Source organism: Pseudidiomarina insulisalsae (assembly GCF_003987065.1).
GTDB classification, from domain to species: Bacteria; Pseudomonadota; Gammaproteobacteria; order Enterobacterales; family Alteromonadaceae; genus Pseudidiomarina; species Pseudidiomarina insulisalsae.
In genome coordinates, this window is sequence record NZ_PIPY01000001.1 from 45,040 (window position 1) to 60,473 (window position 15,434).

The following is a 15,434-nucleotide window of genomic DNA, read 5'->3' on the forward strand; positions in this document are numbered from 1 at the left end:
CATGACTTAGTCCTCAGCTTTCTCAAAGCGCAACCCTGGCGCAAGCTTTTCCGGCATTGCCACATGTTCAGCTTCAACCGAAGCGACCGGGTAAGCACAATAGTCCGCTGCGTAATAGGCGCTTGGGCGATGGTTACCGCTGGCACCAATACCACCAAAGGGGGCGGCGCTACTGGCGCCGGTAATCGGCTTGTTCCAGTTGACAATACCGGCACGGATGCGTTTGAAGAAGTACCGGTAGGTACTCTCTTCGTCACACAAAATACCGGCTGAAAGACCAAAACTGGTGTTGTTGGCTTCTTCAATCGCCGCGTCGAACTCACTATAGCGATAGACTTTTAACAACGGACCAAAATGCTCAATATCGGGTATGTCTTTCACATTGGTGACATCCAGAATACCTGGCGTGACAAAACCAAGATTATGGTCTTTTTGCTGCATTCGCACCAATACCGTGGCACCCGCTTCAGCCAGATCGTTTTGCGCTTTGACCATTTCATTCGCGGCTTTTGCCGAAATCATAGCGCCCATGAACGGCTGCGGATCCGCTTCGTAATCGCCTACTTCAATTTGCTTAGTGACTTCGAGCAACCGCTCTAAAATGGCGTCGCCGTTCTCGCTACGCTCAATGAACAAACGCCGGGCACAGGTGCAACGCTGGCCTGAAGTGATAAATGCGGACTGCACGATATCGTGTACCGCGCCGTCAATGTCTTTCACATCTTTAACGATAAGCGGGTTATTACCGCCCATCTCCAGCGCCAGGATTTTGTCCGGACGGCCGGCAAACTGTTTATGCAACAAGTGACCGGTGGAGGAAGAGCCAGTAAAGAATAAGCCGTCAATTTGCGGATGCGCAGACAGCGCCTTACCTGTTTCTACGAGACCCTGCACCAGGTTTAACACGCCCGCTGGTAAGCCGGCTTTTTCCCACAGCTTCACGGTAAATTCGGCAACTTTGGGTGTCATCTCGCTTGGCTTAAATACCACCGTATTGCCGGCAATCAGCGACGGTACAATGTGCCCGTTCGGCAAATGACCAGGGAAGTTATACGGTCCATAGACCGCAACAACACCGTGTGGCTTATGGCGGATAAACGCTTTACCAGCCGGCATCGGGTTTTCCACGGTGCCGGTACGCTCATGATAGGCGCGCTCTGAAATGGCTACTTTGCCAATCATGGCACCCACTTCAGTCAGTGCTTCCCATACCGGTTTACCGGTTTCTTCCGCAATAATGTGGCCTAACTCTTCTTTATGCTCAGTCAATAAATCTGAGAATTTCTTACAAATCGCCAGGCGCTCAGCAAAATCTTTATCGGCCCAGGCGACAAAGGCATCGCGCGCAGCGGATACCGCCGCATCGACTTGCGCTTCAGTAGCGCAACGTCCTTGCCAGATCACTTCGTCGCGAGCTGGACTGATCGACTTAAGTTCTTCGCCTTCACCGGCAACCCATTGGCCACCGATAAATAAATTTTGTTCTGACATTTTGTGTTCCTCTGGTTTGAGTCCACCAACGTTGTTTACAGTGCGACAAAGCGAGCGGCGTCGCCTTCTTCCAACAGCAAAGCTGCAGCCACTTCGGGGCTGACAATAATGTGTTCGTCGGTCTCTTGAATTTGCGCACGCCCGGCGCGGAAGTCCGCAACCCGCGTATTGCAGAGAATGACATCACTGCCCGCTTCTACCGGGCCGACCTGGACCGGCTTGCGGCGACTTTCGCGGACACTTTTAATATTCGCCACTTCGACTTCAACCGTGGGCCCGGCATCGAAAATATCCACGTAACCACGGAAGCGGAACCCTTCGTTTTCCAGCATTCGCAGCGCCGGGCGGGTATTGTCATGTACTTTACCAATAACCTGCTGCGCTTGCGGTTCGAGCATCTTCACGTAAATCGGGAAGGTTGGCATGAGTTCAGCGACAAAGGCCTTTTCGCCAATACCGGTTAAATAGTCAGCCTGATTGAAGTCCATGCTGAAGAAATGCTTCTCCAGCCAGCCCCAAAAGGGTGACTCGCCATTCTCATCAGACACACCACGCATTTCGGCAATAGCAAATTGACTAAAACGTTCTTTGAACTCTGCCATGAACAGCATGCGGAAGCGCGACAGTACCCGACCATTCTGGTTTTTGCGGAACGGCTCGCGCAAAAATAACGTACATAATTCACTGACGCCGGTGTAGTCGTTACACAGTGTCAGCGTTTCCAACGCATTGTAAACATCAAGGCTTTTTGAATGATGTACGACTTTACCGAGACGGTAATGGTAAAACGCCTCGGTGAGTCCGACCGCCGCTTCAATACCGCTACAACCGACCACTTTGCCTGTCTCGGTATCTTCCATGACAAACAGATAGCCTTCTTCACCAGGCTCACTGACATGCTCCCGGGCAAACGCTTCCTGTGCACGGGCAATGCGGCGGCGCAGCAGGTCTTCATCCACAGGCAATGAAGTGAAGCCATAACCTGACTCCACTGCACATTCATAAAGTGCCGCGTAATCCTGCGGCTGAATCGGACGTACCACTAACATAACGGCTCCGGTGTCTTAAGCGACGACTTTCGCGATCGCTTTTTCAAAACGTGCCAGACCTTCCAGCACATCAGCTTCCGGGATAATCAAGGACGGGGTAAAGCGCACCACGTTCGGGCCCGCCACCAGTACCATGACGCCCTCATCCGCACCCGCGTTTAAAAAGTCACGGGCCTTACCGGTGTAATCATCGCTCAGTTCTGCACCGAGCAGTAAACCTTTACCGCGGATATCTTTGAATACGCCATAGCGCTCGTTAATTTCAGCCAGCTTGTTCTTGAATAGCTCTTCGCGCTCTTTCACCCCGGCCAGCACTTCATCAGTACTTACCACGTCAAAAACCGCCTCTGCGACCGCACAGGCCAGCGGGTTGCCGCCATAGGTACTACCATGGGTGCCAGGCTTCAGATGTTCAGCAATGGCCGCAGTGGTCAGCATAGCGCCAATCGGGAAGCCACCACCTAATGACTTGGCTGATGCCAGAATGTCTGGTGTGACGCCAAGTTGCTCGTAAGCGTAAAGGCTGCCAGTGCGACCAAAACCTGTTTGTACTTCATCGAAAATTAATAAGGCGTTGTATTTGTCACACAGTTCACGTACACCTTTGACGAAGTCAGCATCAGGGCTGATCACGCCGCCCTCGCCCTGTAAGGGTTCCATCATCACGGCACAGGTCTTCTCTGACATCTGCGCTTCGAGCGCAGCAAGGTCATTATAGTCAACGTGCTCAATGGCACCTGGCTTAGGCCCGAAGCCATCAGAGTACGCAGGCTGGCCACCAACTGTGACCGTGAAGAAGGTACGGCCGTGGAAACCTTTAGTGAAGGCGATAATCTGATTCTTGCTTTCGCCATGATTATCAAGCGCCCAACGACGGGCCAGCTTCAGTGCCGCTTCGTTAGCTTCGGCGCCCGAGTTAGCAAAATAAACTCGCTCAGCAAAAGTCGCATCGGTCAGCTTCTTAGCCAGGCGAATTGCCGGCTCGTTGGTAAAGACGTTACTCAGGTGCCACAACTTGTTGCCCTGCTCGGTTAACGCGTTGACCATAGCCGGATGGCAGTGACCCAGACAGTTCACCGCGATGCCGCCAGCAAAATCGATATATTCTTTGCCTTCTTGATCCCAAACCCGCGAACCTTCACCCTTTACCGGGATCATACTCGCTGGGTTGTAATTAGGTACCATCACGTCATTGAAGGTAGCGCGGGTGACTTTCATGTGTTCTGCCATAAATTCCTCTCATTCGGATTCATATACGGGGGATTTGAGTGCGATTATTATTGCAGAAAAACCCCGCTCTGTCGTGTCTACAGAGCAGAAAAAACAGACAGTTCAGCTTGTTGCGTTAAGCTTGCGGGAGGGCTGCATAACTATGCATGAGGCGCCCTATTCGGCTGCATAGCTAACGGCAAAATGTTTGACAGAATTCGACGAAATTGGCTAAAACTGCGTGCCCATATTCAGTTTCCACCGCTTCAGGATGGTACTGCACCCCCCAAATCGGTAACCGGGCATGATGCAATGCCATAATTTCGGGCGCAGCATCCGCGCTCCAGGCATCCACAATCAGCTCCTCAGGTAAGCTGTCGGGTTGCAATACCAACGAGTGGTAACGAGCCACTTTAAAGGGGGTCGGCAGGCCATGCATCAATCCACCACCATTATGCTTAACCAGACTGGTTTTACCATGCATAATGGTGCGCGCCCTTACCACCTTTGCGCCAAAGGCCTGGCCAATGGCCTGGTGTCCCAGACAGACGCCAAGAATCGGTAGTTTTCCAGCAAACGCCTGAATGACTTCAAGGGTGATGCCCGCTTCGTTGGGCGTACAGGGGCCGGGCGAGAGAATGATGCCATCAAGGGGAAGCTGGCCAATGTCAGCCAGCGTCAGTTCATCGTTACGCACCACCTTCACCGTGCAGTTTAACTCGCGAAAGTAGCGGACCACGTTATGGGTAAAAGAATCGTAATTATCGATCATTAACAACATAAGTGGCCAAACTGTCCTGTCTTGAAAGCTTTCGTCTCAGTTACCGTGGGCGTGGGACAAAACCAATGACGTCATAGACTTTTTGCAACGTTTCTGCAGCATACGCGCTGGCTTGATCAGCGCCTTTGCCCATGACCTCATTAAGAAAGTCCATGTTGGCGCGGTAGTCATGGTAACGCTGCTGAATCGGCTCCAGCATTGCCACTACGGCATCGGCGGTATCGGTTTTCAAATGGCCGTACATTTTATCTTCGTATTCCGGAACCAGTTCGGCAATCGGTTTACCGGTGGCAGCGGAAAGAATCGACAGCAAGTTCGAAACGCCGGGCTTCTCTTCTACGTCGAAATAAATTCGCGCCTGCTCGTCCGAGTCAGTCACCGCGCGTTTTAATTTCTTACTGATTTTCTTTGGCTCTTCCAGCAAGCCAATGAAGTTGTTCGGGTTGTCGTCCGACTTGGACATTTTCTTTAACGGATCCTGCAAACTCATGACCCGCGCGCCGACTTCCGGAATAAAAGGATCAGGTACGGTAAAGACGTCGCCGTAGATGTTATTAAACCTGATTGCGATATCACGCGACAGCTCCAGGTGCTGCTTCTGATCATTCCCCACCGGCACCTGATTTGCCTGGTACAGCAAAATATCAGCGGCCATCAACGCCGGATAAGTAAAAAGGCCAGCGTTGATATTATTGGCGTGACGGTCCGATTTATCCTTAAACTGCGTCATGCGGTTCAGCTCGCCCATCTGCGTGTAGCAGTTCAGTATCCAGGCCAGCTGTGCATGCTCAGGCACATGCGACTGCACGAAAATTGTGCTCTTCTGCGGGTCAAGGCCACAAGCCATATAAAGCGCCAGACCATCAAGCGTGGCTTCACGTAGCTTCGCGGGATCCTGACGCACGGTAATGGCATGCAAATCCACCAGCATAAAGCGACAATCATGAGTATCCTGCATCCGCACCCACTGGCGCAGCGCGCCAATATAGTTACCGATGGAAAGTTGTCCTGAAGGCTGACAGCCGCTTAATACAATGGGTTTACTCATGCTTTTTTCCGTTACTTCAGTTATTTAACTTGCGCTAACTCAGCCCGCATTGCGGCAATGACTTTAGCGTAATCGGGTTGATTAAAAATGGCCGAACCAGCGACAAACATATCTGCGCCCGCCGCCGCTACCTCAGCAATGTTATCGGTTTTTACCCCGCCATCAATTTCCAGGCGAATGTCATAACCACTGCGATCGATACGTTCCCGCGCCTCGCGCAGCTTATCAAGCGTCGCCGGAATGAATTTTTGTCCGCCAAAGCCAGGATTCACTGACATCAGCAGAATGACATCAAGTTTATCCATCACATAGTCAAGGTGGTGCAGTGGTGTCGCCGGATTAAACACCAGCCCCGCTTTACAGCCATGATCGCGAATCTGCGCCAGACAGCGGTCGATGTGCGTTGCCGCCTCAGGATGGAAAGTAATGATAGAAGCACCCGCGTTGGCGAATTCGTCGATCATCCGCTCTACCGGGTCAACCATCAGATGTACGTCGATGGGCGCGGTAATGCCGTAGTCACGTAACGCTTTACACACCATCGGACCAATCGTCAGATTGGGGACAAAATGGTTGTCCATGACATCAAAGTGCACAACATCGGCTCCCGCCTTTAGCACAGCGTCAACTTCTTCGCCTAAACGGGCAAAGTCAGCTGATAATATCGATGGAGCAATTAAATAGTCTGCCATATGCACCTCCAACGTACTGAGCGTCTCGTCCAGACTGCGTCTGGCGTATCCAGAAAGTGCCCTAGTGTACCAGACACACCCGCGCTTGCCAGCGAAAAAAAGCGCCAAATCTCTTGGCAACACGTGACTGAAGCTGGTAAATTGTACGGAATTCGCACAATTGTGTAGGAGCTTCACCGTGACTAAAAATAAAAAAGCAGTGACCAGCTTTGTCGTCGCAGGGCTAGTGTTATCTGTCGCACTGCTGGGTAATACGAGCAATAGCGTGGTGATCGGTAATGAAGCACAGTGCCAGAAACTGCTCAACAACACTGAGCAACCGCACACAGTGCAACAGTGCGTCCAGCAAGATAGTGCAACGACTTTAAGCTGGGCCAGCTGGTTCAGTGGTAGCAGTCGCTCCACCCAATTCCATTTCCTTGACCTGTTCGAGCTTCTGTTTGGTAGCTCTGAACGTCACTCACGCGATTACGGCAGCAGCAAGAAAGTCAGCCTGTAACCATGCGTTCTGAGCAACCTGGTTTTGTCAGCGTGATCTTCAGTGTACTTGCCGCTTTATTCGGGGTTCAGACCGAAGCAAACCGCCAACGCGATTTTAGCAAGGGTAGCCCGGCTAAGTTCATCGCTGTTGGCGTCATTTTTATTGTCGCTTTTGTCCTGTTGTTGCTGCTGGTCGTCAGTTGGGTGCTCCCTTAAGGGGCGGCACCCGCCTGTTCCAGTGAGGTAATTCCCGCATGGCGCAACAGCGCCTCGACATCTGGCTCACGCCCACGGAATTCCTTGAATAACTGCATCGCATCGCGCGAGCCGCCACGCTCCAGTATTGCGTGTAAAAAGTCCTCGCCCACTGCTGCGTTAAAGATACCTTGCTCTTCAAACCGGCTGAATGCATCAGCTGAAAGCACCTCAGCCCATTTGTAGCTGTAGTAACCGGCTGCATAGCCGCCGGCAAAAATATGCCCGAAGCTGTGCTGAAAGCGATTGTAAGCAGGTGGCTTACGTACCGCGACCTGATCACGAACCGCATCCAGAATGCGCTGTATCTGATCACCTTGCTGCGGGTCATACTGACAGTGGATACGCAGGTCGAACAAGCTGAATTCCAGTTGCCGCACCATTTGCATGGCCGACTGGAAATTACGTGCAGCGAGCATGCGCGCCAGCAATTCCTCTGGCAACGGCTGGCCGGTTTCATAATGACCGGATATCAATTCCAGTGCCTCAGGTTCCCAGCACCAGTTTTCCAGAAACTGCGAGGGTAACTCTACGGCGTCCCAGGCCACCCCGTTGATACCCGACACACCAGCAACGTCAACCTTGGTCAGCATATGATGTAAGCCGTGGCCAAACTCATGAAACAGGGTTAATACTTCATCGTGGGTGAACAGCGCGGGCTTATCGCCGACTGGCTTATTAAAGTTACAGGTCAAATACGCCACCGGTAACTGTAATTGTTGCGCGCTGGTGCAACGACGCACCGCACACTCTGCCATCCAGGCACCACCACGCTTGCCGCTTCGGGCGTAGAGATCAAGAAAGAAACTGCCGCGTTTTTCGCCCTGACGGTCGGTCAGTTCAAAGTAGTGTACGTGCGGGTGGTAACTTGACGCCGGGGTCGTTTCGGCAATGCTGATGCCAAACAGCCGCTCAACGACACTGAATAAGCCTTTCAGTACCTGGGCTTCAGGAAAATACGGGCGCAGCTCTTCATCAGAGATCGCGTACTTCTGCTGTTTGAGCTTTTCACTGTAATAGGCAACATCCCAGGCTTCGGGTTCGGCTACGTCATACTCGTCGCGGGCGAAAGTGACGACCTCATCATAGTCCGTCTGGGCCTGACCCAGTGAGCGTTTTGCCAGGTCTTGCAAAAAGTTGTCGACCTGCTCAGTCGAGTCCGCCATCTTGGTTGCCAGACTGAGCTCGGCATAATTGGCAAAGCCCAATAACTGCGCCAGCTCATGCCGCAACGCCAGAGTCTCAGCCATAATCGCACTATTATCAAACTGTCCTGCTTGTGGCCCCTGATCAGAGGCTCGTGTAGTAAAGGCCTGATACATTACTTTGCGCAGCTCGCTGCTGTCGGCGTACATCATCACCGGCAGGTAGCTCGGTATCGATAAACCAAAGCGCCACCCCGTCTGATCATTCTCTTCTGCTGCGCTGGCGGCGGCATCGACCGCACTCTCCGGTAAACCACTCAATTGCGCTTCGTCAGTGACCAGATAGTGCCAGTTATCTGTCGCATCCAGCAGGTTATTACTGAATTGCGATGACAGCTCGGACAGTCGTGTCTGAATCTCCGCGTAACGTTGTTTCTCCACCGCAGGCAAGGCGACGCCTGAAAGTTCGAAATCACGGATGGTATCGGTCACGACTTTTCGCTGCGCCTCAGATAACGAGGCAAACCCCTCACTTGCGGCCAACGCTTTATAGGCATTGAACAGACCTTCATGTTGACCGACGAAGGTTCCGTATTCACTCAGCAAAGGTAAGCAGGCATCGTGCGCCTCGCGCAGTGCGCTTGAGCTAACCACCGCGTTCAGATGCGAGACTGGCGACCAGCTACGCTCGAGCAGATCGTCAACCTCTTCCAGCGGAGCAACCAGCCCTGACCAGGAATAATCACCCGCCTCAAGCACCCGCTCAATGGTCGCTTTACAATCAGCGATACGTTGCTCCATCGCTGGTTTGACATGCTCCGGCCGAATCTCCGCAAAGGGTGGCAGATGATACTCGCTCAACAAAGGGTTTTGACTCATGCGGCTTCCTCTTGAATAATGCGCTGTGTAACTACTTTACAGCAGATGTTAGGCCAAAACTCATTTTTTCAAGGCCGGCTCTGCCCTAACAGGATAACAGGCTTCATGAAACTAACCTCTTTTCTCACCCAACCGCTGCGGCTTGGGCTAAGTGGCGTGGCAGTTATGACCTTGCTTGGTTGCAGCACATTGCCCTCTGCCAACGACCGGGCACAAACTATTACCGCGGGCAGCGCTGAAGGTGAGCTACTGACGCTGGAAAAGCTGTATACCGAACCGACTTACCACGCTGGCGGCGTGCCGCCGACGCGCTGGCTGGCTGATGGCAGTGGTTACACCACATTAGAACCCATCGCCGAGGGCGAAGGTCACGACCTGGTACGTTACCACCCGCAAACGCAACAGCGCGATGTTCTTATCAGTGCCGCAGAACTGACTCCCAAGGGACAGAGTACACCCTTGCAACTGGCCGACTACCACTGGTCTGAGACCGGGGATAAGTTGCTGATTTTCACCAATACGAAACGCTCATGGCGTACCCATACGTTGGGCGATTATTGGGTCTTTGACCTGCAACAGCGCACCTTGCAGCAACTTGGAGCCTTTGCCGAACCGTCAACGTTGCAGTTTGCTAAATTTGATCCGCAGGCCACACGTGTTGCCTATGTCATGCAGAACAACATTTACGTCGAGCGTTTGCGTGATGGCAAGATCACCCAACTCACCACCGACGGCAGTGACACCATTGTCAACGGCACCTTTGACTGGGTAAATGAAGAAGAGTTTTTCCTGCGTGACGGTTTCCGCTGGAGTCCTGATGGCAAAGAGATTGCTTACTGGCAGTTGGATACCGAAGGTACGCCAATCTTCACCATGATCAACAACACCGACGCTTTGTACCCCACGCTGAAGAGCTTTCCGTATCCGAAAGTCGGTGAAACCAATGCCGCCATGCGCATTGGCGTCATGCCCGCAGATGGCGGCGAAACGACCTGGATGAAGGTACCTGGCGATCCGCGTCAGCATTATCTGGTACGCATGCAGTGGGCGGGCAATTCTGACCAGTTAATAATTCAGCAACTGACCCGCTCACAGGCAATCAACCGCGCGTTTCTCGCCGATGCTGACAATGGCACCGTGCGTGAGGTGTTACGCGAAACCACGGCTAGCTGGGCCGAGTATGTCGACGATGTGCAGTTCCTCGACGATGGCAGCTTTACCTGGTTAAGCGAGCGCAGCGGTTACCGTCATATTTACCGCGTCGATCGTGACAGCGGACGCCTGAACGCTATCACGCGAGGCAACTGGGACGTGGTTGAAGTGTTGCAGATTAATGAGCAGCAAGGCTGGGTTTACTTTATTGCGTCACCGGAAACGCCACTTGAGCGTTACTTATTCCGGGCGCGTTTAAATGGTTCAGGACAACTGGAACGCCTGACCCCGGACCAGGCTGGCACGCACAGTTATCAGCTCTCCGCCAACGCCGATTACGCCGTGCACACGTACTCCAGCGTAACGCAGGTACCGCAAGTGGACATGGTGAGCTTACCTGAGCACCAACAAATCCGCATGATCAAAGCCAATGAGACCGCGCAGCAGGCATATAACGCATTAGCGAAGGGCGCGATTGAGTTCTTTCAGGTAGAAGCACGCGATGGCCTGCCCCTTGATGGCTATTTAATGAAGCCAGTGGACTTCGATCCGACCAAAGAGTACCCAATCCTGTTTTATGTGTACGGCGAACCCTGGGGGCAAACGGTCAGTAATAGCTGGGGCTATGAGCGTTTCTTATGGCACACTTACTTAACTCAGCAAGGCTATCTTGTCGCTTCCATTGATAACCGTGGCACCAAGTCCCCGCGTGGTTTCGACTGGCGCCGTTCAATCTACAAGAACCTCGGTGTGGTCACCGTGCGTGACCAATATGACGCCTTACAACAGATGCTCGATCGCTGGAGCTTTATCGATGAAAACCGCGTCGGTATCTGGGGTCACAGCGGTGGCGGCTCACAAACGCTAAATGCACTGTTCCGCTACCCGCAGCATTACCATATGGGCATAGCGCTTGCGCCGGTACCCGATCTGACCTTGTACGATACCATCTATCAGGAACGCTATTCTGGCCTGTTGCCAGAAGCCGCAGAGCGCTACCAGGAAACGTCAGCGATTACGCACGCAGCGAATCTTGAAGGTGACTTGTTACTGGTCCACGGTACCGCCGATGACAACGTTCACTTCCAGGGCTCAGAGCGCCTGGTAAATGAACTGATTAAACACGGCAAGCAATTTGAGTTCTTTGCCTACCCGAACCGCACCCACGGCTTGCGCGAAGGCGCAGGGACCACCTTGCACCTGCGAACCATGATGACTGAGTTCCTTAAGGAGAACCTGCCAGCAGGCGGGCGTTAAGCAGTTTCGTGGTAATCCAGATAAGCTTCGTTCAGCACGGTCATGCCGTGCTGACGAAGCCACTGCCCGGCCTGCTGATAATCGTCTGAGTGCTGCGCCACTAAACGCCAGAATGCGGAGCTGTGATTGAACTCGCGCAAATGACAAAGCTCATGAATAACCACATTGCGAACTACCCATTCCGGCGCCAACCAAAGCTTCCAGGAAAATTTCAACTCCCCCTGGCGGGAGCAGTGTCCCCACTTACTGGAAAAGTTCGCCATTTGCCAACTTCGCGGCATCCATTCGGGATGCACGGTGGCCCACTCTTGCATGAAGGCATTTAGCCACTGCAGCGCCTGCTGCTGGTACCAGTTACGAATCACGCCTTTTGGCTCATGAGCCGGATTTGCCCGGGGCGTCACTGTGGCAAAAAGCTGCGCCCCATCGCGCCAGCAGCGTTTGCGCGGCGCTTGTTGTAGTTGCAGTTGCAGCGGCTCACCTAACCAGCGCAATCGTTCGCCATCGCGCCACAGCCGCTGATCAAGTTCGGCCAGACAGTCACGTTGCGCGCGCAGATGTTTGTCGATCCAGCCATGCTTACTTTGCACGAAAGCTGCTATCCTCGCTTCAGACAGGTGCTGCGGGGCTTGGATAATGACTTCACCGGCCCGAATTTTAATGGCCAGAGAGCGGCGCCGCCTGCTGCGCTGAATGGGATAGATTGCCGTCATCGGATTTTTCCTACCTGCGAATTTGCCCGTTGCGTTGCACCCGGGAGTGTTTTAAGTGATCATAACACCCTCAATTTTGACAGATTACCATGTAACAGGAGTACAACGCATGACTCGACATTATGATTATTTGGCGATTGGTGCAGGTAGCGGCGGAATCGCTTCAGCCAATCGTGCCGCCATTCGTGGCGCAAAAGCCGCCGTTATTGAAGCAAAAGCGGTCGGTGGCACCTGTGTAAATGTTGGCTGTGTTCCCAAAAAAGTTATGTGGTATGGCGCGCATATTGCCGAAGCGCTCAAATACAGTGAGGCCTACGGCTTTAAGCTGGAGCAAAAAGGATTCGACTGGGACACGCTGGTGCGTAACCGTGAAGCCTATATTGAACGTATTCACGGCGGCTACAAACGCGGCTTCGACAGTAATGGGGTTGAGTACATTGAAGGCTTTGCGCGCTTTGTCGATAAAAATACCGTAGAAGTTAATGGTGAAAAAATCACCGCTGACCATATCACCATCGCCGTAGGTGGCCGCGCCATTATCCCTTCCTGCGAAGGCGCTGAGCACGGTATCGACTCGGATGGTTTCTTCGCTCTAAAGCAACGCCCGGAAAAAGCGGTCGTGGTTGGCGCCGGTTACATCGCCGTTGAAATTGCCGGCGTACTCCATGCCTTAGGATCAGACAGCCACTTGCTGGTACGTCGCGAACGTCCGTTGCGCTACTTTGACGAAGACATTACTGATGGTCTGCTGGAGCGCCTGGCACAGGACGGCCCTACCTTGCACACCAACACAGTGGTTAAGAAAGTGGTGAAACGCGACGACGGTTTACTTGATGTGCACACCGAAAGTGGCGACGTACTGAACGACGTCGACTGTCTGGTCTGGGCCATCGGTCGTGAGCCTGCCACCGACAAAATTAATCTCGAAGCGGCAGGGGTTGAAGTCGACCCGGTCGGCTTCGTGCGCACTGACAAATACCAGAATACCAACGTGGAAGGTATTTACGCGGTAGGCGATATCACCGGCGAAGCGCAACTTACCCCGGTAGCGATTAAAGCAGGCCGGTTGCTGGCCGAACGTTTGTTTAATCCACAAATGCCTGATGCGCACATGGATTACAGCCAGATTCCCACGATCGTGTTCAGCCACCCGCCAATTGGCACCGTCGGCCTGACCGAAGTGGAAGCGGTAGCGAAATACGGTGAGGGTAATATCAAGGTCTATCGCTCCCGATTTGCCGCCATGTATAACGCGGTAACACCCCATCGCGCGCTGAGTACGTTCAAGCTGGTTTGCACCGGTCCTGAAGAAAAAGTCGTCGGTATTCACGGTATTGGTGAGGGTATGGATGAAATTCTGCAGGGCTTTGCCGTCGCTATGAAAATGGGCGCCACCAAAGCTGACTTTGACGCCACGGTCGCCTTGCATCCGACCAGCGCCGAAGAGTTTGTTACGCTGCGCTAAAGCGCAGCGTATCGCTTTTCATAACGCGTCTACTGTCATCGACAGAATGCGGGAAAGGTGGCTATAAGGTAGCCCGGTCTGCTGATGCCATTCATTGAAGAGGGTCTGCACTTGTTGCAGGCCCTTTTTACTGCCCGGTGATGCATCCAGTAACTGGTGATTGCGCAAGGCGGTGAGGACATCAGCGGATAACACATAACCATCCCAACCCACGCGGCGCAAAAAGTGTTGTGCGGTGGCACCGCCAAGGCGTGAGCCATGCTGTTGCAGATACTGCAGCAACTGCGCTTGTTCAGCCGACGGCCACTGTGCCAGAAACTCGCCAAAGCTGCCGTAGTGTTCAGCAACTTCAACGATCATCCGCGCATTAACGGGCACCGTTTCAATTTTTTGCCAATTACGGATGATCCGCTCATCGTTGGCTAGCTGCTCCAGCCTTTCCGGCGGCACCTGCTGCCAATAAACCGGTACAAAGCCACTGAACGCAGCCTCAAAACCCGGCCATTTGTGATCAATGATGCGCCAGACAAAACCTGCGCGAAAAATACCACGGGTCAGCTCTGCCAGGTAAAACGCATCGTCGCGTTCACGTAACTGTTGCGCCGGGGTGAGTTTCGGCAAGCGCGCCTGCAGCTCCTGCTCGCCTTTACGTGCTAATGCGCGCTCATAAAAATAATCAAATTTCATGGGGGTTACCATTTTCAACCAGGTAAAACAGTGGCAAGCCATGCCTGCTCTGTGCTAATTTTCAGATTAACCTAACCCCGAATCAGGATGCGAATGTTTTTACTTATCGTTTTTGCCTTTGTTGCAATTGGCATTTCGTTTTTATGCTCCATTTTAGAGGCCGCGTTACTCTCCATAACACCGAGCTATATTGCCCAGCAAAAACTCCCGAACCCCAGACTTTACCACCAACTGGAACACCTCAAAGCGACCATTGATCGTCCGCTGGCCGCTATTCTGACTCTGAATACCGTAGCGCATACGGTGGGGGCGGCTGGCGTCGGTGCTCAGGTTGGTGTGGTTTATGGCGACGGTTATCTTGCCATCGCCTCGGCAGTTATGACCGTATTAATTCTGGTACTTTCCGAAATCATTCCAAAGACCATTGGGGCAAAATTCTGGCGAGGGTTAGCGCCAGTGCTGCCGCCGATACTCAATTTTATGATTTTCATCCTGAAACCTTTTATCTGGCTTTCAGATCTCATTACCCGCCGGATTGGCGGTGAGTCCCATGACATTGATATCCGCGCGGAAATTAAAGCCCTGGCGACGGTCGGGCATGAACAAAATGCCATCGACAATGAAGAAAAGCGCGTGATCAGCAATATTCTCGATTTGCACGCCATTAAAGTCAGTAAAGCGATGACGCCGCGCACAGTTTGCGAGTCTGTATTACCGGAGCGTAGCGTCGGTGAATTCCTGGAACAAGTAAAAGCCATGCCCTACTCGCGTTTTCCTATTATTGACGCCGATGAGGAACCACAGGGTCTTATTTTGCGCAATGAGGCATTGGAGTCACATCGCGAAATGGCAATTAAAGATCTCGCACGGCATATTGAGGTGTTCTCTCCGTCAGTTGACTTAGAAACAGCTCTGACACGCTTTTTGGAAACCCGCCAGCATATGGCCGTGGTGTATGACGAACACGGCACCTGGCTTGGTATCATTACGCTTGAAGATATAATTGAAACGATTCTGGGTCAGCCAATTATGGACGAAACTGATATTGTTCCAAGCCTGCGCCGCTACGCCAAACAACGCTGGGGACAGCGCATAAAAACCGAGCAAGAGTAAATAGAGGCGTCGCTGGAT

14 protein-coding genes are annotated in these 15,434 nt (G+C 52.8%); 5 read left to right on the top strand and 9 right to left on the bottom strand.

Features of this window, described 5'->3' with window-relative positions; genetic code table 11:
- Positions 1-6: 6 nt before the first annotated feature.
- From astD to rpe, 6 genes are all read right to left on the bottom strand, one after another.
- Positions 7-1,491, bottom strand: a complete 1,485-nt coding sequence (gene astD / locus CWI71_RS00240) for a succinylglutamate-semialdehyde dehydrogenase (protein WP_126753238.1) — start codon at positions 1,489-1,491, stop codon at positions 7-9.
- A 35-nt stretch (positions 1,492-1,526) separates the two neighbouring features.
- Complete coding sequence (gene astA / locus CWI71_RS00245) at positions 1,527-2,540, bottom strand: arginine N-succinyltransferase (protein WP_126753239.1); 1,014 nt, start codon at positions 2,538-2,540, stop codon at positions 1,527-1,529.
- Between the two features lie 15 nt (positions 2,541-2,555).
- Complete coding sequence (locus CWI71_RS00250) at positions 2,556-3,758, bottom strand: aspartate aminotransferase family protein (protein ID WP_126753502.1); 1,203 nt, start codon at positions 3,756-3,758, stop codon at positions 2,556-2,558.
- A gap of 184 nt (positions 3,759-3,942) precedes the next feature.
- Positions 3,943-4,530: an anthranilate synthase component II gene (locus CWI71_RS00255; RefSeq protein ID WP_126753240.1), complete on the bottom strand. Its 588-nt coding sequence runs from the start codon at positions 4,528-4,530 to the stop codon at positions 3,943-3,945.
- Positions 4,531-4,570: 40 nt separating this feature from the next.
- On the bottom strand, positions 4,571-5,578 hold the full coding sequence (gene trpS / locus CWI71_RS00260; protein WP_126753241.1) for a tryptophan--tRNA ligase: 1,008 nt from the start codon (positions 5,576-5,578) through the stop codon (positions 4,571-4,573).
- Between the two features lie 20 nt (positions 5,579-5,598).
- Positions 5,599-6,270 carry a ribulose-phosphate 3-epimerase gene (gene rpe, locus CWI71_RS00265; RefSeq protein ID WP_126753242.1) on the bottom strand — a complete coding sequence of 224 codons (672 nt, stop codon included), beginning with the start codon at positions 6,268-6,270 and terminating at the stop codon, positions 5,599-5,601.
- Between the two features lie 178 nt (positions 6,271-6,448).
- On the opposite strand from rpe, the gene CWI71_RS00270 reads away from it, so the two are divergent.
- Both CWI71_RS00270 and CWI71_RS00275 read left to right on the top strand, forming a co-directional pair.
- Positions 6,449-6,769 carry a hypothetical protein gene (locus tag CWI71_RS00270; RefSeq protein WP_241967567.1) on the top strand — a complete coding sequence of 107 codons (321 nt, stop codon included), beginning with the start codon at positions 6,449-6,451 and terminating at the stop codon, positions 6,767-6,769.
- 2 nt (positions 6,770-6,771) lie between these two features.
- Positions 6,772-6,966 (top strand): DUF2970 domain-containing protein, encoded by a 195-nt coding sequence (locus CWI71_RS00275; protein WP_126753243.1) that lies wholly within the window; start codon positions 6,772-6,774, stop codon positions 6,964-6,966.
- Here the strand turns inward: CWI71_RS00275 and prlC are convergent.
- Entirely contained in the window at positions 6,963-9,029 is a 2,067-nt protein-coding gene (prlC, locus tag CWI71_RS00280) for an oligopeptidase A (protein WP_126753244.1), read from the bottom strand. The genes CWI71_RS00275 and prlC overlap by 4 nt on opposite strands.
- A gap of 105 nt (positions 9,030-9,134) precedes the next feature.
- Here prlC and CWI71_RS00285 point away from each other — a divergent pair, with 105 nt between their 5' ends.
- Complete coding sequence (locus tag CWI71_RS00285; protein ID WP_126753245.1) at positions 9,135-11,438, top strand: S9 family peptidase; 2,304 nt, start codon at positions 9,135-9,137, stop codon at positions 11,436-11,438.
- Here the strand turns inward: CWI71_RS00285 and CWI71_RS00290 are convergent.
- Positions 11,435-12,151: a M48 family metallopeptidase gene (locus CWI71_RS00290; protein ID WP_126753246.1), complete on the bottom strand. Its 717-nt coding sequence runs from the start codon at positions 12,149-12,151 to the stop codon at positions 11,435-11,437. The genes CWI71_RS00285 and CWI71_RS00290 overlap by 4 nt on opposite strands.
- Positions 12,152-12,260: 109 nt before the next feature.
- Here CWI71_RS00290 and gorA point away from each other — a divergent pair, with 109 nt between their 5' ends.
- On the top strand, positions 12,261-13,616 hold the full coding sequence (gorA, locus tag CWI71_RS00295; RefSeq protein WP_126753247.1) for a glutathione-disulfide reductase: 1,356 nt from the start codon (positions 12,261-12,263) through the stop codon (positions 13,614-13,616).
- 18 nt (positions 13,617-13,634) lie between these two features.
- Here the strand turns inward: gorA and CWI71_RS00300 are convergent, their stop codons facing one another.
- Positions 13,635-14,303, bottom strand: coding sequence for a DNA-3-methyladenine glycosylase I (locus CWI71_RS00300; protein WP_126753248.1), 669 nt, complete (start codon positions 14,301-14,303; stop codon positions 13,635-13,637).
- Positions 14,304-14,396: 93 nt separating this feature from the next.
- On the opposite strand from CWI71_RS00300, the gene CWI71_RS00305 reads away from it, so the two are divergent.
- Entirely contained in the window at positions 14,397-15,416 is a 1,020-nt protein-coding gene (locus CWI71_RS00305) for a CNNM domain-containing protein (RefSeq protein WP_126753249.1), read from the top strand.
- Positions 15,417-15,434 lie beyond the last annotated feature (18 nt).